Source organism: Nitrosomonas sp. sh817 (assembly GCF_030908545.1).
Classification (GTDB): domain Bacteria; phylum Pseudomonadota; class Gammaproteobacteria; order Burkholderiales; family Nitrosomonadaceae; genus Nitrosomonas.
In genome coordinates this window covers 2,225,823-2,245,504 of record NZ_CP133083.1, presented here as the reverse complement: position 1 = coordinate 2,245,504, position 19,682 = coordinate 2,225,823, and the positions used below count along the sequence as shown (strand labels likewise).

General features: G+C 51.1%; 16 protein-coding genes. 7 read left to right on the top strand and 9 right to left on the bottom strand.

Translation table 11 applies throughout. The features are described 5' to 3' along the window. Positions 1-3 precede the first annotated feature (3 nt). Entirely contained in the window at positions 4-624 is a 621-nt protein-coding gene (locus tag RBH92_RS10560; protein ID WP_307932016.1) for a calcium-binding protein, read from the bottom strand. Between the two features lie 196 nt (positions 625-820). Here RBH92_RS10560 and RBH92_RS10555 point away from each other — a divergent pair, with 196 nt between their 5' ends. From RBH92_RS10555 to RBH92_RS10535, 5 genes are all read left to right on the top strand, one after another. After that, the gene (locus RBH92_RS10555) at positions 821-2,380 is read left to right on the top strand and encodes an FAD synthase family protein (RefSeq protein ID WP_307932015.1); all 1,560 of its coding nucleotides are present in this window, start codon (positions 821-823) and stop codon (positions 2,378-2,380) included. Between the two features lie 132 nt (positions 2,381-2,512). Further along, entirely contained in the window at positions 2,513-4,012 is a 1,500-nt protein-coding gene (locus RBH92_RS10550) for a DUF2779 domain-containing protein (RefSeq protein WP_307932014.1), read from the top strand. A gap of 3 nt (positions 4,013-4,015) precedes the next feature. After that, positions 4,016-4,162, top strand: coding sequence for a hypothetical protein (locus tag RBH92_RS10545; protein WP_307932013.1), 147 nt, complete (start codon positions 4,016-4,018; stop codon positions 4,160-4,162). Positions 4,163-4,260: 98 nt separating this feature from the next. Next, positions 4,261-5,952 (top strand): DUF262 domain-containing protein, encoded by a 1,692-nt coding sequence (locus RBH92_RS10540; protein WP_307932012.1) that lies wholly within the window; start codon positions 4,261-4,263, stop codon positions 5,950-5,952. A gap of 121 nt (positions 5,953-6,073) precedes the next feature. Further along, entirely contained in the window at positions 6,074-6,838 is a 765-nt protein-coding gene (locus RBH92_RS10535; protein WP_307932011.1) for a PP2C family protein-serine/threonine phosphatase, read from the top strand. 39 nt (positions 6,839-6,877) lie between these two features. Here RBH92_RS10535 and RBH92_RS10530 read toward each other — a convergent pair whose 3' ends face one another. The 5 genes from RBH92_RS10530 to RBH92_RS10510 all read right to left on the bottom strand — a co-directional run bounded on the left by RBH92_RS10530 (position 6,878) and on the right by RBH92_RS10510 (position 11,268). After that, positions 6,878-8,035: a S1C family serine protease gene (locus RBH92_RS10530; protein ID WP_307932010.1), complete on the bottom strand. Its 1,158-nt coding sequence runs from the start codon at positions 8,033-8,035 to the stop codon at positions 6,878-6,880. 180 nt (positions 8,036-8,215) lie between these two features. Then, positions 8,216-8,647, bottom strand: a complete 432-nt coding sequence (gene trxC, locus RBH92_RS10525) for a thioredoxin TrxC (protein WP_307932009.1) — start codon at positions 8,645-8,647, stop codon at positions 8,216-8,218. A gap of 29 nt (positions 8,648-8,676) precedes the next feature. Next, positions 8,677-8,994 carry a chaperone modulator CbpM gene (locus RBH92_RS10520; RefSeq protein ID WP_307932008.1) on the bottom strand — a complete coding sequence of 106 codons (318 nt, stop codon included), beginning with the start codon at positions 8,992-8,994 and terminating at the stop codon, positions 8,677-8,679. 3 nt (positions 8,995-8,997) lie between these two features. Next, on the bottom strand, positions 8,998-9,942 hold the full coding sequence (locus RBH92_RS10515) for a DnaJ C-terminal domain-containing protein (protein ID WP_307932007.1): 945 nt from the start codon (positions 9,940-9,942) through the stop codon (positions 8,998-9,000). 153 nt (positions 9,943-10,095) lie between these two features. Then, entirely contained in the window at positions 10,096-11,268 is a 1,173-nt protein-coding gene (locus RBH92_RS10510) for an alkaline phosphatase PhoX (protein WP_307932006.1), read from the bottom strand. A gap of 77 nt (positions 11,269-11,345) precedes the next feature. On the opposite strand from RBH92_RS10510, the gene RBH92_RS10505 reads away from it, so the two are divergent. Continuing rightward, positions 11,346-11,732 (top strand): multidrug ABC transporter permease, encoded by a 387-nt coding sequence (locus RBH92_RS10505; RefSeq protein ID WP_307932005.1) that lies wholly within the window; start codon positions 11,346-11,348, stop codon positions 11,730-11,732. A gap of 112 nt (positions 11,733-11,844) precedes the next feature. Then, positions 11,845-12,474 carry a hypothetical protein gene (locus RBH92_RS10500; protein ID WP_307932004.1) on the top strand — a complete coding sequence of 210 codons (630 nt, stop codon included), beginning with the start codon at positions 11,845-11,847 and terminating at the stop codon, positions 12,472-12,474. An 83-nt stretch (positions 12,475-12,557) separates the two neighbouring features. On the opposite strand, the gene RBH92_RS10495 is transcribed toward RBH92_RS10500, so the two are convergent. The 3 genes from RBH92_RS10495 to uca all read right to left on the bottom strand — a co-directional run bounded on the left by RBH92_RS10495 (position 12,558) and on the right by uca (position 19,581). Beyond that, positions 12,558-14,495: a multicopper oxidase family protein gene (locus RBH92_RS10495; RefSeq protein WP_307932003.1), complete on the bottom strand. Its 1,938-nt coding sequence runs from the start codon at positions 14,493-14,495 to the stop codon at positions 12,558-12,560. A gap of 113 nt (positions 14,496-14,608) precedes the next feature. Next, positions 14,609-15,523, bottom strand: a complete 915-nt coding sequence (locus tag RBH92_RS10490) for an HDOD domain-containing protein (RefSeq protein ID WP_307932002.1) — start codon at positions 15,521-15,523, stop codon at positions 14,609-14,611. A gap of 434 nt (positions 15,524-15,957) precedes the next feature. Next, positions 15,958-19,581: an urea carboxylase gene (gene uca / locus RBH92_RS10485; RefSeq protein WP_307932001.1), complete on the bottom strand. Its 3,624-nt coding sequence runs from the start codon at positions 19,579-19,581 to the stop codon at positions 15,958-15,960. Positions 19,582-19,682: the final 101 nt, after the last annotated feature.

The window sequence follows — 19,682 nt, the reverse complement described above, 5'->3', positions numbered from 1 at the left end:
AAACTACAGATTAAAAACGATCATATCGGCAGTGATCGAATTAAGATCTCCGCCGATGATGATCAACTCGATAGTGGCAACACCTCCTAAAAATTCAACCACATGGCCATTGGTGCCGCTGGGAGGCTTGATGTTCGTAATAAATGAAAGCAATTCCGGCACCGAGTCGATTCCAAGTGTCTGTGAGTCAAAAAATAACCGGTCCTGGCCGATCGTAAAATCGGAAATCTCAAATTGCCCGGCGCCATAAAAGCCGAAAGTGTCGTTGCCGGCACCGCCGTTCATCCGGTCATAATCGTTCGAAGAGCCGCCGGCGCGCAGTATATCGTTTCCTGCTTCGCCAAAGAGTTTTTCGGTACCGGCTTGACCGTCGAGATCATCGTCGCCGTCTCCGCCGCTCAAAATACCGTTGCCATCTCCGCCCCGGATAACGTCGTTGCCGCCTTCGCCGCGGATTTCGTCATGACCGGTGCCGCCGGTGAGAATGTTGTCGGCTTCGTCGCCGATAATGAGTAAGTCGTTGTCGCCGAATCCTGCGGAGCCAATTCCTTCGAAAGCAATGCCATCAATAAACTTGATGGCGCCGGAACCTAAATTCGGACGAGGTGTTGTACTGACTGCCATAATATTGTCTCCTGCTATGATGCGTTAAATAGGTTATTGCTCTCCCATTACTGATAGAAATAATAATGAGAATGATTCCTATTATATTGAGAAGTGATTAAAATGCAATACTTTTCATTAATTGTTTTTCTGATTGATTGTCTTCACAATGCGTTAGATTAAGTAAACTTAACAAAATAATAAGTGATGTTCGATTATGAGTGTGGATGGATTGCTGTTAAAAGCGCGGGATTTAATTGCTGCGGGGAAATTAAACGACGCGGATGCCATTCTGGAGCCCTTGAAAAGCGAGCAGCCGCTGTCACAGGATGTCGCCAGGTTGTGGTGCTCGGTGGCGATGCGGACGAATCGCGCGGTCGAAGCGCTTGCGTACGCCGCTAAAATTTATGCGCATGTCGATGGCGATTTTTATAAAGCGCATTGGGCGCATGTGCTTGGAACAGCGAATTTCGTGTTGCTGGATTTGCCCGCCGCGCAAACCCATTTCTGCCGTTCGCTGAATCATTTGATGGCGCTGACGAAATCCGGCAAAGTGCCGCCACAGAAAAGAGAAGCCAGATCACGGCGGCCGGATAGTAATATTTTTCTTTCCGGAGAAGCCGAATCATTGCTGTGGTCAACCTGCGCGCAACTGGCCAAACAAAACATACCCGTCTTTCCTTACGCCGGCACGTTGTTAGGATTGACGCGCAGCGGGCGGTTACTGGAATTCGATAAGGATCTGGATATCGCAGTGTGGATGGAATCCTGGGAAGCTTGCTGCGCGGAGCTGGAAAGCGCGGGATGGGTGCGCTCGTCAATGCGCATCGACTATGCCAATTACCGTGACTATATTCATCCGGAATTGGGCATCACGCTGGATGTCTGCGGTTTGCGGAGAAGCGGCAATCAGCAGATTACCGGCGGTTTTGAGTTGCCGGATTATCCGCCTGAATATCAGAGAATATCGGTTTTTCCATCGTTCGAATTGATCCAGCGTGAAACAGCATTTGGCCCTTGCTGGTATCCCCGGCAACCCGAGATCATTCTGAATGCTTTTTATGGCGATTGGCGCACGCCGAATCCGCATTGGGATACCGTGATTTCTGCGGTAAACCTGAAGGATTTTTCTTTATTGGTAAGATGTTATGCCTATCACCGGCTGGCGCAAAACTGGTTGTTAGGCGATTTATCAAAAGCCTGGTGCTACGCGCACCAGATTGCGCTGAAAGATCCCGACGACACCATCGCATTGCGCGGCAGGCAATGGCTGGAACGCGCGCTCAACCGGTTAAATCGGCCAATTCCCGCTTGGCCCGGAAATCAAAAACCAAAGCGCGTATACACCCGCATGGTGGCGGATCTGTTTCACGAAGGCCATATCAACTTTCTTAAAGCGGCTCGCGCATTGGGGACGCATCTGACAGTCTGCGTGGTATCCGATGAACGCGTCGTGGAAAACAAAGGCAAATCCCCGGTCATGAAGCAAGCCGAGCGCGCTGCCGTCGTTGCCGCTTGCCAATACGTCGATGCCGTGATGACCGAAACTCCGGCCAGCGTCACCCCGGAATACATGCAGCAACACGGTTTTGATATTTATACTTTCGCCTGCGCTTCCGAGCGGGAGCGCCAGGAAAAACGCAAACTCTGCGCATCGCTACCGGCCGAGATGATTCAGGAATTGCCTTATACGACCGGTATATCCACGTCCGATCTGGTGATGCGGATTTTGGATGGTGTCGGGAGTAAGGAAGCTGGTTTAACGCATCGCTCTTGAAGCATAATTGCTGTATCAGCAAACCGGTATAAACCTCCGGGATTTTCATTGCATTCTGTCACTATGTGCCTAGAATGATTGTTTTTCAGGATATCGTGAGTTTTCCGGTCCTTAAGCAAAGAAGAAAGCATTTTGCACACATTTTCCAAATCCAAACTTCTGGCGTTGCGGCAATGTCCGAAAAAGTTTTGGCTCGAAGTTCATCGCCCTGATTTATTGGAGTATTCCACTGAAACGGACGCTCGCTTACAGATAGGGCGTCAAGTCGGCGAGATTGCCCGGCGTATCTATGATCGCGACGGAAATGGCGTGCTGATTGACGTGCAAGCCGCTGGGTTCGATCATGCTTTTGAACGTACCCCGGAGTTGCTGCGCACCTGCCAGCCAATTTTTGAAGCCGGATTCTCAGCCGGTGGCGCGTTAACGTTTATCGATATTCTGTTGCCGGAACAGAAAGGCGATGAGCTGGCATGGCACATGATCGAGGTCAAGTCTTCCACCAGCGTGAAGGACTATCACTACGACGATCTGGCGGTGCAGGCTTTCGCGGTAAAAGCCGCGGGCATATCGCTGGCCTCCATTTCGCTCGCGCATATCGACAGTTCATGGACTTTTCCGGGAAGCGCTGATTACCGGGGATTGTTGAAAGAAAACAATCTTACGGCAGAAATCATGGGCCGGACTGAAGAAGTCGAAGAATGGATTTTGCAGGCGCAAAACCTTGCTGCTCAATCAATTGAGCCTGCGGTAGCAACGGGCAACCAATGTTTTTCACCGTTTGAATGCAGTTTCTACGATTATTGCAGCCGCAATGAACCCAAACCGGAGTATCCGGTTGCTTGGCTTCCGCGCTTTTCTTCGGCCAAAGCTGAAAAGCTGGCGGCGCAAGGCATTGACGATCTGAGGAATGTTCCCGATGAATGGCTGAACGGGAAGCAGCTCAGGGTGAAAACGCATACCTTGACCGGTGCGGTGTTTTTTGATGCCGCCGGTGCCGCATCCGATCTCGCCGCCCATCCGCTTCCGGCGTGTTTTCTCGATTTTGAAACCATTCAGTTTGCCGTACCGGTATGGAAAGGAACCCGTCCTTATCAACAAATACCCTTTCAATTCAGCTTGCATCGCCTTGATGCATCGGGCCAGCTAGAGCATATTGAATTCCTGGATCTGTCAGGTAACGATCCATCGGAATCTTTCGCGCAATCGCTGATTGCTGCTTGTGGCGAGCAAGGACCGGTATTTGTGTACAACGCCGGATTCGAGACGGCGCGCATTCGTGAATTGGCAGAGCGTTTCCCTGCTTTAAGCCGGCCGCTGCTGGCAATCAACGATCGAATCGTCGATCTGCTGCCGGTTGCGCGCGAACGCTACTACCACCCGAGCCAGCAAGGCAGCTGGAGCATCAAAAAAGTGCTGCCCGCCGTAGTGCCTGAATTACGGTACGATACCTTGGATGGCGTGCAGGATGGCGGCATGGCGATGGATGCTTTTCTGGAAGGCATCCATCCGGATACCCCGCCGGAACGCAAAAACCAAATCGAACAGCAGCTTCTGGCTTATTGCAAGCTCGATACCTACGCCATGGTGCGTTTGTGGCGGGTATTTTCCGGGCACAGTGACTTGAACCTCTGAATCATGTCCAAACGCCCCGGATTTCTGGAAACCATCCAGCTACTTCATGAATTGGAGTCGCTACCGTCCGAAGATCAACAGGTGATAGAACTGGATGATGCCTACCTGATTATGGCGACAGTGGTTGATTCGGTTACGTTGGAGTGGTAGCTAATGGGGTTTGGAGAGTCAAAAAGTAAGGTGAGCAGGGTTCCTCCAAACTTGTACATTAACTTTTAAGTATTTATAAATTGATAAAGGAATAATTAATGGAAGCATCTACCACCATTCAAAAGATGATCTCAGGAAATATAATTATTGTCCCAGATTATCAACGTGCATACTCTTGGGAAACACCAAGAGAAGATAGCGAACGTAAAACACATACAGATGTATTTCTTTCCGATTTGGATGAATATCATGGAAGTAATTCAAAGCTACCCTATTATTTCGGACATTTCTTGTTCGAGGAAAAGGGCGATAAGTTTTATATAATTGATGGGCAGCAGAGGTTGACTACTATTGTCATATTTCTTTCGGTACTTTTTTCGAAATTGGATAAATTAAGGCAAAGATCAGAGAAAGAAAATGAGTATTTCGAGGATATGGTGAAGCGGAATAGCACTATTCGTTTTACCACTGTAGATTACGATAACCAGATTTTTATAGATTACGTTATAAATCGAAATAAAAAGGACAAAGTTGGTCTTGAAACTGAGTCTGCAAAAAGAATTGTTAATGCTTTTGATTATTTTTCAGAACAGTTAGAAACTAAAAATGAAAAGTATTTGATAGATATGCTTGAAATTATCCGGATGGCATCTTGCACCACTCACAAAGTTAAAAATGAAGCAGAATCAATACAGATGTTTATTTTTCAAAATAATAGAGGAAAAAATCCATCAGATTTAGAAATTATTAAAGCCCAGTTCATGTATAGCATTCATTTAAAAGGTGGGGAAGAAAAAGAATCTCTCATAAGCGAGATAAAGAATCGTTTTGCAAAGATTTACAAATGCATCTCAACCATAGATTCCCAAATTGATGAGGATGATGTGCTTATCTATACACTTCGTGTCTACTACAACTCGTTGATGGAATCTGGTGCGCAAAAGAGAATTAATAAAGAGCTATCCAGTGAAAATCCTCTAATTTTTATTAAAGAATTTTCCCATGCACTGGAGATCAGTTTTAATTATCTTAATAAATTCTTCAGTAAACAAAACAGAGATAGTCACTATGCGATCCACTCACTGTGTGCGCTAGGTGGAATTGCCAATGCATTACCTTTTATTATAAAGGCATATAGTTTCGGGGTGGATCAGCACACAATAGAAAAACTTTGTGCATCATTAGAAATTTTAATCTTACGGGATCGATTAATTGGTACTCGTGCGGATATCGCAACACGTATTAATGAAGTATTTAAGAAATTTACTAAGGATGATGTCTCTATAGAATCAATTATCAAACGTGTAAATGAAATGAAATTTACAACTGATCCATGGCTTGCATATTGGAGTAATGCAGAACTTGAACGGGCATTACAAGGCGGCCTATATCATCTCGTTGCAAAATATCTGCTTTGGAAATATGAGAATTATCTGAGAGATGCAGCGGAATCTGGTTATGGGTTTATGAAATATGATGAAATTAAAGAATTAGAATTGGAGCATATTGCTCCAACTACGGAGCCAGCAAAGAAACCCCATGGCTATGATACATATGATGAGGAATTTAAAACTATATATCTAAATTGCTTGGGAAATTATTTGTTAGCCTCGAAACCGCATAATAGTTCCATGAGCAATGATCCTTTTTCATTAAAGCACCCTAGATATTCAATACTTGCACAGCAAAGAGAGGTACAGAAATTAGTTCCAGAGAATGGAACATGGAACAGAGATGCAATTCAAAAGAGAAAAGAAAAGATTGTTCAGTTTGCGATGGATAATTTTTAAGTATCCGATTACGGGTCATAATTTATAGTTATTCGTTTTAATTTAGTAACGTTAATGTAAGACTCGGAAGGATAAGCTTGCGATTGGATAAAAAAGTCTGCTACGGAAGCAGATAAAAATCATGACAAATTTCCAATTCACCGCCTTCAGTCAACGTGGCCGAGGAAAATCACGGAACGAGGATGCTGTTTTGCTGGATAACCAGGTGTATCAAGGCAGTATTCGCGAAGGCGGGATGGCGGATACCGCGCGGCCTCGCTATTTTGCCATTGCCGACGGGGTTGCCATCGGGACGTTGCCGCGTGTGGCCAGTCGGCGTTTGCTGGAAATTTTGAGAGATCATCTTGCATCGGCGTCTGCGACGGAGTTATTGCCGCCGTTGCTGCATCGAGTGCAGCAAGACTACGTGGCGTTGAGCGCTAATCCCCGATTCCACGGCATGGCTTCAACGTTGGTGGGAGTGCGCTTGCTAGGAAGTGCGGTGACCATTTTTAATGTCGGCGATTCGCGGGCTTATCTTTTGGCGGATGGCCGGGCAGATCTGCTGAGCCGCGATCATAGTTTGTTGAACGATCTGATGGATGACGGTGAAATCACCGTGGAACAAACCAAAGATGCTGCGAGTATTCTGCAAGGTCTTACTTGCCAGTTCATCGCGGATGCCGAATGTGCCGATTTCAGGGTAAATAGCGCCACGCATGAATTGCAACCCGGCGAACGTATTTTGCTGTGCAGTGACGGATTGAACGAAGCCTTGGACGATGCGCAGATTGCTGCGCTCTTTGCCAATGAGTCTGAGACGGATCTTGCTGAAATATTCAAAGCTGCGCGCCGCGCGGGCGGCAGCGATGATTTCTCAGTCATTGTATTGGCGGGTGAAAACTAGCAGACTATTTCATCGATCTGCTTTCTCGATTTTTCCATATCATTCTCCCGGTTGCAGTGTCACCGGTATTTCAAACGGTTCGCCTTTGCGCAATATCGTCAGTGTGATGGTGGCGCCGACTTTGTACGAGTCCACGCGGGCGAGCAGTTTTTCCACGGAATCGACCGGTTTGCCGTCGACGGCGATGATGATGTCGTTGGCGATGATGTTGCCTTCCGGGGTCAGCGTTGCGCCGCGCAATCCGGCTTCATCGGCGGCTGAGCCTTGGCTGACGTTGAGGATCACAACGCCGCTGACTTTCAGAAATTGCGTCAGGCGGTTGTTCAATTTGCTGTCGACGGTGATGCCCATCGCCGGGCGGATGTATTTGCCGCGGCTGATGATTTGCGGCACCACGCGGTTGACGGTGTCGACCGGAACGGCAAAACCGATACCGGCGCTGGCGCCGCTTGGGCTGTAAATCGCGGTGTTGATGCCGATCAAGCGGCCAGCGGAATCGAGCAGCGGCCCGCCGGAATTACCCGGATTGATTGCCGCGTCGGTTTGGATCAGATTGTCGATGGTGCGTCCGTCGCCGCCTGGCAGCGATCGATCCAATGCGGAAACGATGCCGGTGGTCAGCGTCCAGTCCAAGCCGAACGGATTACCGATAGCGAAGACTTTCTGCCCGACTTTCAGATCGTGGCTGCTGCCGATCGGCACCGGCGCAGGTCGCTGGAAGCCAATGCCGATCCGCAATACGGCAATGTCATGCGCCGGGCTGGCGCCGACCAGCGAAGCCTTGTAGTCCCGTCCATCCGCCAGCCGCACGGTCGCTTCGCTGGCGCCTTTAATGACGTGCAAGTTGGTAATGATATGGCCAAGATCGTCCCAGATAAATCCGGAACCGGTGCCGCTCGGGACCGAGAAAATATTGCGTGTCCAGGCATCCATCACTCGTTGACGGGTGGTGATGAACACTACTGAATCGCGCGAGTTTTCAAACAGTTCGATGGTACTTTTTTCATCTTCCGCGAGATTGCCGCGTGCTTGAATAGCTCGCGGTTCGGCGCCTTCGCGTTTCTCATCCGCGGAAAAATAACCCGGTTGCAATATGTCCGGGAAATAGTGATACAGGAAACTATGAAGAAATAACACCAGCAATACGCCTGCCAGCGTGAACAGTATCAGACGGGGAAGATTGCCGTTAGTGGGCATGAATATTGACTCCTTGATGGATTATTTTTCTCAGGAAGCGCTGATTAATTGCCTGCGCAAGCGATCTGCGGCGTTGGGTGGTGCTCAGAAACTCGCCTATCCTATCGATATGTCTCGTTTCTTGCGCTCCATCCGCCTTGCATCTCATCTCGTTCGGCGAATTAATCAGTGCTTCCCTCATTATTGGCGATTGGTTTGCGCCCAGCGCACGATATCGCGCTCGCTCATGGCGCCCGATTGCCGGGCAATTTCCCGGCCTTCCTTAAATAATACCAGCGTTGGAATGCTGCGGATGTGATAACGGGCGGCCAAACCTTGCTGTTCTTCGGTATTGACTTTCGCTAACCGCACGGCGGGTTCCAAGGCGGCGGCCGCTTGGACGAACGCGGGTGCCATCATGCGGCACGGACCGCACCAAGGCGCCCAGAAATCGACCAGCACCGAGATATCGTTGTTGGCAATATGCTTATTGAAAAAAATTTCCGTCAATTCCACCGGCTGAGCCGTGAAAAGGGGTTGATGACAAGCGCCGCAGTTGGGTGAAGCGCCTAAGCGGTCATCAGGGACGCGATTGGTGGCATGGCAGTGCGGACAGACAATATGTAAAGGCATGATTGATTTCCTTGCGAGGCGGGTGTTTTTTAATATCCGTCCAATCCCGAAGTTTTCAAGCGCGCGCGCAACAATTCGATTTCCTCGATTAAATCGGCGACCAGCCCGGCCAATTCCGGATTGCTGTCGAAATCGCGTTCGATCGCGATGATGCGTTTGACCCGTATCAGACTGCGGCTGTCGAAAATCCACGAATCCGGATCGGCTTGAAGCCGTCCGCTATCCGGCAACAAGCCCCATTGAATATGCTCGATGATCCATTCCCGGCTTACGCGGCAGCTGCGGGCGAGTTCATCCAGATTGAGCATGGCTTCTTCCAGTAATATGGCATCAATCTCGCGTGACATGGCTTAAACTCCCAGGTGCTGGCGCGGATCAAACGCAAGTTCCCGCGCCATGTTTTGGTAAAATTCGCGTGCTTTTTCCGAAGTGGCGGGCGGTAATACCACTTCCAGCAGCAGATAAAGATCTCCGGGTGCGGCAGCGGGTATACCGCGGCCTTTTAAGCGGAGTTTGCGGCCGCTTTGCGAGTTTTCCGGGACACGCACTTCGACCAGTCCGTCTGGCACCGGCACTTTGACGGTTGCACCCAATGCCGCTTCCCAAGGCGTAACCGGCAATGTGACATGAATATCCTTGCCTTCGATGCGGTAGCGGTTATGCGGCTTGAATTGAACTTCCAGGAACAAATCGCCGGCGGGTTCACCGGCATGTCCGGAACCGCCTTGACCGGCGAGCCGGATCACTTGCCCGGCATGCACGCCTTTCGGGATGCGGACATTCAAGGTATGCTCGGTGAGTACCGGCCGTCCTTGGTTATCGAGTTTCGGCATGCGCAAGGCGAGGCTGCGGGTCGCGCCGTGATAGCTATCTTCCAGATCAAGCATGATTTTTGCGTGATGATCCTCGCCGCGCGAACGGCGATGCGCATGGCGCGCATCCGCGCCCATGCCCCGGCTGAAAAGCTCCGCGAAGAAATCACTGAAATCCTCTGTTTGGCCGGCGCCGAAACCGTGGCTGCTGAATTCGAAATTTGCGTCCCACCCGGGCGGCGGCTGGAAATCGCTGCCAGCCTGAAAACCGCGCTGCTGCAATTGATCATAAGCCGCATGCTTCTCAGGATCGGACAGCACTGTGTAGGCTTCGTTGACTTCTTTCATTTTGTGCTCGGCGTCAACTTCCTTCGAAACATCAGGATGATATTTGCGCGCCAGGCGGCGGAACGCTTTCTTGATGTCATCCGCCGAGGCGTCGCGCGGAACGCCGAGTGTTTGATAGTAATCTTTGAATTCCAAATCGATACTCCCCGTTTATGCCGCTGTCATTCTATGCCAATTACCGCGGTCTGATGCGTAATAGTGAACACAGCGTTTCCTTCGTACACCACGGTTGCTACATGGGTTCATGACTTGGATTTATCAAGGGCTGGGAAATTGAATAAAAGCATATCAGAACGGCCCGGTGATTTCGAATGTCATGCCGCCGTCCGCTTTTCCGTTCGCGCCGCGCTGCGAGCTGAAATATAACCGTGAACCGTCGGGGCTAAACGCCGGTCCGGTGATTTCCGAACGGTCATGACCGACCAATTGCAGCAAGGGCAATACTTTGCCGCCGGTTAGAACCACGATTTGCATATTCCCGCCGTCCTCGGCGACTAACAATTCCCCCGCAGCATTACCGGTGATATTGTCGACACCGGTTAATACCGGTGACAGATAGAGCGATGCGTTATACAGCACGGAAATCCGGTTTTGTTGAACATCATACGCCCACACCCGGTTATCGCCTTTGGTGGCAAAGTAGACCACGCCTTGGTGGTACCAAATGCCTTCACCACCGTTAAACCGGGTGCTGGCGGGAACTTGCCGCCGCGCCGGTGTAGTCATTGCCAGCGGATCGGGAAGCTTATGCCAGCGGATTGAGCCAACCCGGCCCTCGATGATTTCGGCGACTTCCAGGAAACCGTCATCGAGATTGGGCTGGCCCGCGCGGTCGAAAGAATGGGCGGTGTACCGGTACAAACAGCCGTCGGTTTGATCTTCAGTCAGGTAGAGTTGCTTATTTTGAGTATCGACCGCAACCGCTTCATGCTTGAAAACTCCCAATGCGCTTCTGACTTGCGCCGCATTGCGGCCAAACGGATCGCATTCCCAGACCCGGCCGTTATCGGTCTCCTCGCACGACAGCCAGGTTTGCCACGGTGTATGCCCGCCGGCGCAATTGCGGTTGGTATGCTGCAGGATCGGGTAGGCATCGACAATGTCACCGGCGGCATTGAAGCGCAACGCGCCTACGCCACCGGCTTGATGATCCAGCTCGCTATTGGAAACATAAATCCAGCCGCCATCCTCGGCCGCAAAAGTAGCGCCGCCATCGGGCGCAGCGTGCCAGGTATAGTCAAATATTTTTTGACTGGAGCGGGCTACGATGCGCGATGCAAATCCTGCGGGTAAGCGCACGCCGTTCTGATCCGGCGGCAATAGCTCGGATTGCGAAGTCAACAGTGCATTTAATGCCGCCGCGTTGCCAAACGCTGGCAATAGCGCGTTACCGGCAAAAGCACCCAAGCTCAGGAAGCCGTATTGCAACAAGGTGCGCCGATCTGTATTGAAGGTATTCATACCGGAACTCCTAGGCGATATGCAGATAGTTTACAATGCGATGCTGTTAATGATTCCTTTGAGAAAAGCATCCGACAATGTTTCAAATTCTAAAACCGATTGTATCCCTGCTGATGTTTCTAACGGTATTGTTTTTTATCCATACCATGTTAACGATAACCACCAGTTTTGCACCCTGGCTGAGCGTGACTGTTTCATCGGGTTGCGCCGGGCTGGCGGCGTGGTTTGCCTGGATGCTGATTGTCGGCAAAAAAACCGGCACGCTGATGGCGATTGCCGGTGGCGCGTTACTATTGGGCGGCTTGTTCTTTACCGTGGGATTCTTGGGCCCCATGGTTGTCGCTAAGGATACCAGCCAAGGACCGATGATCGGAATCTTTATTGCCGCGCCACTGGGGGTGATTGTCGGGGCGATTGGGGGGTATGTGTATGCGTCGAGAGAGGATAGGGAAGGTAAGGATTGACGGATTATGATTGGAATAGTGAATTTGATAACCTGAATCATTCTTAGGCGTGGCAGAAGATGTATGCAGAACTTTTTCTAATTACTTAAGACAACGCTAGAAATTCTTACATATGAAAACTGAAGAGCATCTAATGGTAGAAGTTGAATATCCTGATGCTGAGTATCTTGCTGCGTACCATAGTATTTTTCGAGATTTAATGGTCGCTGAAGATGCTGTTAATCGTCTATTAAGTATGGATAGGTATTCAGAAGAAAATAGATGCCTTATTGAGTCACTCTATATCTCTGCTCTTGTAAGTTATATGCGTGGATTTACGTCTGGAAAAAGAGCAACTCGTCTTTCAAGTGACATTTTTTCTAAGCTTAATGGTGCAAAAGAAGCACACAATTATTTTAAGAATGTTAGGGATAAACACATTGCTCATTCGGTTAATCCATTTGAACAAGTAAAAGTTGGGGTGCGATTGACTCCCAAAAATAGTGGTAAAAGAGAGATAATAAGCGTAGGAGTTTTGTCATTGGATAGAATTTGTGAAAGTAATGAAAATCTTGTGACGCTTAAAAGACTTATTAATGTGGCGAAAGAAGAACTGCTCCAAAAAATCACAAGATATCAGGATCAAATCTTAGATCAGGCGAAACAAGAAAGCATCATTGATTTATACGAGAAATCAGTGTTGGAAATTGTGGTGCCTGGAGGATTGGAAGATGCGCGTTCATCAAGAAAAACTTCGAATTAATTGTTTTTTAAGTCAAATAGACAGAATAACTTAAATTTATCTTTCTACTAACCTAATCGGATTTCAGCATTAACAGAAAAGTACTATTGTCCATGCTTCTGACGTAACTGTTGTTGACCGCCGGAAGGCGGCAGTATCCTCACCAATTCCATCATGCCATTATCTTCATGAAAAACATTATGGCAGTGCATGACCAGGGAGCCGGTAAAATCCAGCGGCTTTTGCAGAAATTGCACGATTTCACCGATTTCTGCATTACCTTCTTTATCCGATTGCGTTTCCACTAGCAGCGTATCGCGCCAGACCGGGAACGGGTATTGGATCTGTCCGCGCGAGACCAGTTGAAAGGAGTTGATATGGATATGGAACATGTGCGTGCCTGCGGCGCTTTGCGCCGACCATAAATCGACTTGTTTTAGCGTAAGGTCACGCTGGCTGCGGATGGGGTTGAAGACCCGGGCGTTGATGATCGATGCGCCGCCGTCGATTGGGGCGAATTCGCTGTTGGTGAAACCGAAGACAGCGCCCTGGGTGGGGAGCTCGGGGCTTTCCGCCGCGGTGATCGCCGCTGGCGCATTGAGTTTGTTGAGTGCTTGTTGCGAGGGGACTTCGGTATTATAGGCAATCTCGCTCGTGCTGGTTTCGACATTCACCGTGAGAATCGGCGTTGAATTCGCATAGCTGGAGGCTTGGCACAATTCATTGGCGGGAATGGCATTGCCGGATTGATCGACGCTGTCGTACAGAGCGTAAGTGCCCGGTGTGGACGGCGCTTTTACCATTAAATCCAATCTTTGTCCGGCAGCCAGGAAAAGCAGTTCATTATTCAAGAGACTTTTACCATCGGTTGGGCTTGCCGCCGGATTGGTCAGAAGCACCGGTAAATCCAATTTTTCAGCATTGGGGTTTTGGATTGGAACGCCATCGGCTGCCAGAACATAAGCCACCGGTGTTGCGGTCAGTGTTTTATCGTTGCTGCCGCCAATCGGCACCAAGCACATCGGAACGATATTGCCGATGCTGCCGTTGATCACCCGCCAAAGCTGGGCTTCGTTGGTTGACATCGTAATGGCCGGCTGGAATTGACCATTGACGGATAATTCGCTGTTGGTAACGCCGGGAGCGGGTGGTTTCGGTCCGCCGAATGCACAACCATTCTGGTTACCGTATACGCTCATGCAGTCGATACGGTAAGGGTCTTTTTCCGTGCCGGAACCCGTGCCGTCCGGATATTTTCCGCCATACGCGATTTCCTGCAGCAAGATGATTTGTTCGCGCGCTTCCTGTACGGCAGGCAAGCTTTCCAGACCGTGAACCGGATCTTCGATAATCAAGGCTCCGGCAATACCATTGGCCAGATGCATTGCGACCGCGCCGTGTTTGTGCGCATGGTACCAATACGTCCCCGAAGGGTGATTGGCGGGAATTTTATACGCATAAGCAAATTTTTCCGTCACGCAGTTCGCTTTGCCGAATTCGGCGTAGCATTCCTTCAGCGGTTCTTTGGGCGTGTTTTTGGGAAAAATGTTCAGCAAGACGTTGTCGCCCGGGCTTTGCGGAGAAACATGCAAGCCGTGGGTGTGCAAATTGATGACATCGAATCCGTGCGGATTGGTGGTGCTGTGTCCGCCATCGCCGGCGGATTCTTCATAACTAAGATTGTTTTTGAAGAGAATATTCAGTTTGTCTCCAGGGCGGACGCGCAGAGTGGGGCCGATTAGTAGAGATTGAGCCGAGGGCGAAGCGGCCGGTTTGCTGTGCGTGAGTTTTACGCCGCGTGCTTTAACCACCGGGTTTTCGCTGGGACCGTGTGACGCTGTCGGCGAGGGACCGGAAAGCGTATAAGTGCCGAAATCAACATCCAAATGCACGCTTAAGGATTTTGTGGCGCCCGAACTGGCTGATACCGGCATTTGCAACGATGCCGCGTGAATTGGCGTACTGGCCATGGAAGTGGCTGTGACGAGGAAAACAAAAAATAGGATTTGCATGACAGATGCTCGCTGGCTGTTTTTTTTCATTTTATTGTTTCCTGATGAGTGATTGATTAACCGGCACTGATGCAAGCGAATGCAGTGGCTGAATCCGGGGAAAGCAAATCGATTAAACCTAAGATTCCGTTAAGCTTGATCAATCATGCGGCATTGGCAAGTTGTTTGGCTTGCGCGGCAACGGCTCCGATTTCTTCCAGGATTTTGCCAGTTTTACCCGGGTCTATACCCAGTTGATGCCATTCTTGTCCGGTGACTTCGTGAACCGCATGTTCCATGATGGCAAAATCCGGCAGCAATTTTTCCGCAATGTAAGCGAGCTTGACCAAAGGTTGAACATCGGCGGCATCGGGGTGGTCCGGGGTGTGGTGATAACGGATAACGGCGATGATTTCCGCGGGCAATCCCCAATGCGCGCCAAGTTGCGCGCCGATTTCTCCATGATGCGTGCCGAGCAATTCCCGCTCGATTTCAAGCAGCGAAGCCTCGCTCGGCGTATTCAGCTTGTCGTATAAAACGTTGCTGAGGTCTTTGGCGATAAAGCTTAGAACATTGTAGCCAATGTCATGCAGCAATCCGGCCAGGAAAATCTGATCTTCCATCGGGCGTAGCCGTGCCGGCATATACCGGGCGATGACGCGCATCGCGGAAGCGATGGCAAGGCTATGCGTCCAAAGATCTGCTGCTTTGAATTTTCCCTCCGCCACTTTGGAAAATGCCGCAATGGTCGCCATGCCGATCGCAACTGCTTTGATTTGTGTTAATCCCAGGCGCATCGCGGCATCGCTGATGGAGGAAATCATTCCCGGCGCGCCGAATAAGGAGGCATTGGATAGACCGATAATGCGCGCCGAGATTTGCGGATCTTGCGCGATCAATTTCAATAGTTGCGCTTCACCTTCGTCGGTATTGAGCGGTAACGCCAGCATTTTTTTAGCAATGGCCGGCATTGCGGGGAGTTCATGAATCCGTTCCAGAGATTTCTGCAGGCTTGAACTGTTGGAAAGTGTGCGTCCGCTCGGCGGATTATTCACTTCGGTCAATGCGATTTCACTCATTTTGAAAACCTATTTAAAAAGATAACCAACAAACGTAATTCATTGCGAATACCCGACCATCATCGAACCGGCGTTGATCGGCATCGGTTGTTATGCGTTTCCGATTGATCCATTGCGTTTCAGGGGACTATGATCATGGTGCCCATTATAGGAAGTAGCGGCGAGCGCCAATGGCTGAATAACGCTGTGAAAAGTTATCTTTTTTTAGAATGATTCATTGACGCCGATTGTTGGCGCGCGAGACGTTTTCTACTCGAAAAGAACGGTGCGGAGTCCGGAAATGGACGTGAAGGAAACGCGGATTAATTCGCCGGACGAGATGGAGCACGAGGCGCACGGAGCGCAGCAGCCAAGACCTATCAACAAGATAAGCGAGGGAGCGAGCACCGTGCAACGAAGTGACTCGCTCGTATAGTCAATGAATCAGCATTTCCCTAACTTTCCTGCACGATCATGAGCGTTTGGCCGGCGGCGATGTAATTGCCTTGCTGGCAAAAAATCTGGCGAATTTTTCCGCTAACGGGGGATTCGATCGCAAATTCCATTTTCATCGATTCGATGATTGCCAGCGGTTTGCCCGCCTCGATGTATTCGTTTTCCTTGACCAGCAGTTTCCAGACAGTGCCGGTCACTTGAGAACTGATAAGCTGAGCGCCATCCGGCAAATCCAGCTCGCTTTCACTGCCGGCTTCCTCCAGCACATCCTCGTTGATTGCCAGTGCTTGCGGATTTTCCGCCCAGCGTAGGCGTTCGGCTTCAAACGCGGTTTTTTGCCTGGTTTTGAAGGCTTCAATGCTCTCCGTTTGCTGTTGCAGGAAGGTATGATATTGCTGCAAGTTAAGCACGGTTGGTTCCGTGCGCAGCTTGAAATGACCGCTGATAAAATCCTTGCGCAATTTGAGCAATTCGCTTTCGCTCACCGGATAAAAGCGGATTTGATCAAAGAAACGTAATAACCACGGTTTGCCGTCCTTGAAGTCAGCGGTTTGGCGGTAACGGTTCCACATTTGCACGGTGCGGCCGACGAATTGATAACCCCCCGGACCTTCCATGCCATACACGCACAGATACGCGCCGCCGATGCCGACGGCATTTTCCGGTGTCCAAGTCCGCGCTGGATTGTACTTGGTAGTGACCAGCCGGTGACGCGGATCGAGCGGCGTAGCAACCGGTGCGCCGAGATACACATCGCCCAATCCCATCACCAGATAACTGGCGGAGAACACGATATCACGGACTTCGTCAATATTATTCAGGCCATTGATACGGCGGATGAATTCGATATTGCTGGGACACCAGGGCGCATCGCGTCGTACCGATTGCATGTATTTGTCGATCGCCAGCCGCGTCGCGGCGTCGTCCCACGATAACGGCAGATGAATGATGCGCGACGGCACTTCCATTTCGGCAATCGCGGGTAATTGCTTTTCGGCGGCAATCAATTGTTGCAGCAGCGCATCACGCGGCAGCCGGGCCGAATCGAAATGAATCTGCAGCGAGCGGATGCCGGGCGTCAGATCGACGATGCCGTGCAGTTCACCCGCATCAATACGTTGTTGCAGCCAGGTCATCAATGCATGCGCGCGGAAACGCAAATTCAGATCAAGTACCGGCGCGCCATATTCGATCAATAGGTATTTGTCGCCGGATTGCCGGTACGCGACTTCCAACTGATGATTGCTGGCGGCAATGCGATGCAATACCGGATCTTCCAGTTGCGGCATGACGGGCGGGAGCGGTATGTGCTGACTGCCGCCAAGTTGCTCGATGAATCGTGCTTGTTGTTGTTCCAGCAGTTGTGCGTGTTCAATCGACACCGGATGGAAGCGGATGCTGTCACCGGGGCGGAGTTGCCCGATTTTCCAGAGTTCCGCGTGCGCCACCGTCACCGGACAAACGAAGCCGCCGAGGCTGGGGCCGTCGGGGCCGAGGATGATCGGCATATCGCCGGTGAAATCGACCGCGCCGATGGCATAGGCATTGTCATGGATATTGGAAGGGTGCAAACCGGCCTCGCCGCCGTCGGTTCGCGCCCATCGCGGTTTCGGTCCGATCAGGCGCACGCCGGTGCGGCTGGAATTGTGGTGTACCTTCCATTCCGCGGCAAAGAACTGCTCGATATCCGGGCCGGTGAAGAAATCCGGTGCGCCGTGCGGTCCGTACAGCACCGCAATTTCCCAGCGGTGGCTGTAGTGCGGAATCGAATTGTGCGGTAGATGTTCAGTGATGACGGGGTGAGGCGATGGCAGCGCCGGGATATGCAGCACATCCCCGGCGCGTAGCGCGCGTCCGGCGTGGCCGCCGAATTGACCAAGCGTGAATGTGGCTTTGCTGCCGAGGTATTCCGGTACTTCAAAGCCGCCATGCACCGCTAGATAAACCCGGCTGCCGGCCTGGCGGATTTTGCCGAATTGCAGCACCGCGCCTGCTTTGATCAAATGCGCCTGCCATTGCGCCAGCGCCTCGCTGTCGAGCAGTACGTCCATCGGTGCGCCGCAAACGGCGATGATACTGTCGCAATTAAACCGCAATGCCGGACCGGCAATCGTGATTTCCAGCCCGGCACAGCTGCCGGAGTTGTTCACCAACCGGTTGGCCAACTGGAAAGCCAGGCTATCCATCGGCCCGGAAGGCGGTACACCGACATTCCAGTAGCCGGTTCGTCCCGGAGAATCCTGAATGGTGGTTTGCACGCCAGGATTCAGAACATCGATGCTATGGGTCTGATAATGAAAACTATTGAGGAACTGCGTGGTCGATTCACCGTTGCGGAAAGCCCCACTTTGCAGGATTTGCTGGAGATAATCGAGATTGGTTTCGATACCGTGCAACGCGGTTTGCTTCAATGCGGTCAACAGTTTGATTCTGGCGGTTTCCCGATCGGGTGCATGCACGATGATTTTCGCCAGCATCGGATCGTAAAACGCCGATATCTCGGTGCCGCGCTCAACCCAAGTCTCGATGCGCGCGGTTGCGGCGAATTCGACGGCTGTCAATGTGCCGCTCGACGGCTGAAAGTCCTTGGCCGGATTCTCGGCGTAAACCCGTGCCTGAATCGAAACACCGCTGGGCTTAATGACAAAAGAATCGAGCGGCGGCAGGTCGCCGGCAGCTTGCCGTACCATCCATTCGACCAGATCGATGCCGGTGACTTCTTCGGTCACGCCGTGTTCAACCTGCAAGCGGGTATTCACTTCGAGAAAATAAAATTCGCCGCTGACGGCATCGACAATGAATTCCACCGTGCCGGCGGATTGATAGCGTACCGCCTTGCCGAGGCGCACTGCCGTTTCCAGTAATGCCCGGCGCAGTTGCGGAGCTAAATTGGGTGCGGGCGTTTCCTCGATGACCTTCTGATTGCGCCGCTGCATCGAACAATCGCGCTCGCCTAATGCGACGACTTGCCCCCGGCCGTCGCCGAAAATCTGTACTTCGATATGCCTTGCGCGGTCGACGTATTTTTCCAGAAACAAACCGGCATCTTTGAAATTGTTTTGCGCTAACGTTTTGACCGCTTCATAAGCGCCGCTTAATTCATCCGCATTCCAGCACAGGCGCATGCCGATGCCGCCGCCGCCAGCCGTGCTTTTCAGCATCACCGGGTAACCGATATGCTTCGCCTGGTGCAGCGCTTCATCCAAATCGCTCAGTAAACCGGTACCCGGCAGCAGCGGTACCTGGTTTTCCATTGCCAGCGCCCGGGCGGTGTGTTTCAGACCGAAATCGCGCATTTGCTGCGGCGCCGGACCAATGAAGCGAATTCCCTGCATTTCGCAGTGTTCGGCAAAATCCGCTTTCTCGCTCAAAAAACCGTAACCGGGATGAATGGCTTCGGCGCCGGTTGTTTGAGCGATTTCCAGGATTTTACCGGTATTCAGATAACTTTCGGCGGCAAGGCTGCCGCCGATGCAATAGGCTTCATCGGCGGCAGCGACATGCTGCGACAACGCGTCGGCTTCGGTGTATACCGCGACACTGGTTACTTTCAACCGGCGCAGCGTGCGGATAATGCGGCACGCGATCGCACCGCGATTGGCGATCAGTACTTTGTTGAACATATTTGTTCCTCCGTTAGGGAAACGCTGATTAATTGACTGCACGAGCGAATCACTTCGGTGCGCGGTACTCGCTCCCTTGCCTATCTTGTTGATATGTCTTG

Bases quoted from the DNA above. Each gene is read 5' to 3' on its own strand.
- RBH92_RS10520 (WP_307932008.1), bottom strand. From the start codon at position 8,994: ATGTCACGCGAGATTGATGCCATATTACTGGAAGAAGCCATGCTCAAT.
- RBH92_RS10535 (WP_307932011.1), top strand. From the start codon at position 6,074: ATGACAAATTTCCAATTCACCGCCTTCAGTCAACGTGGCCGAGGAAAA.
- RBH92_RS10540 (WP_307932012.1), top strand. From the start codon at position 4,261: ATGGAAGCATCTACCACCATTCAAAAGATGATCTCAGGAAATATAATT.
- RBH92_RS10505 (WP_307932005.1), top strand. From the start codon at position 11,346: ATGTTTCAAATTCTAAAACCGATTGTATCCCTGCTGATGTTTCTAACG.
- RBH92_RS10500 (WP_307932004.1), top strand. From the start codon at position 11,845: ATGAAAACTGAAGAGCATCTAATGGTAGAAGTTGAATATCCTGATGCT.
- RBH92_RS10510 (WP_307932006.1), bottom strand. From the start codon at position 11,268: ATGAATACCTTCAATACAGATCGGCGCACCTTGTTGCAATACGGCTTC.
- RBH92_RS10495 (WP_307932003.1), bottom strand. From the start codon at position 14,495: ATGAAAAAAAACAGCCAGCGAGCATCTGTCATGCAAATCCTATTTTTT.
- RBH92_RS10555 (WP_307932015.1), top strand. From the start codon at position 821: ATGAGTGTGGATGGATTGCTGTTAAAAGCGCGGGATTTAATTGCTGCG.
- RBH92_RS10545 (WP_307932013.1), top strand. From the start codon at position 4,016: ATGTCCAAACGCCCCGGATTTCTGGAAACCATCCAGCTACTTCATGAA.
- trxC (WP_307932009.1), bottom strand. From the start codon at position 8,647: ATGCCTTTACATATTGTCTGTCCGCACTGCCATGCCACCAATCGCGTC.
- uca (WP_307932001.1), bottom strand. From the start codon at position 19,581: ATGTTCAACAAAGTACTGATCGCCAATCGCGGTGCGATCGCGTGCCGC.
- RBH92_RS10490 (WP_307932002.1), bottom strand. From the start codon at position 15,523: ATGAGTGAAATCGCATTGACCGAAGTGAATAATCCGCCGAGCGGACGC.
- RBH92_RS10530 (WP_307932010.1), bottom strand. From the start codon at position 8,035: ATGCCCACTAACGGCAATCTTCCCCGTCTGATACTGTTCACGCTGGCA.
- RBH92_RS10560 (WP_307932016.1), bottom strand. From the start codon at position 624: ATGGCAGTCAGTACAACACCTCGTCCGAATTTAGGTTCCGGCGCCATC.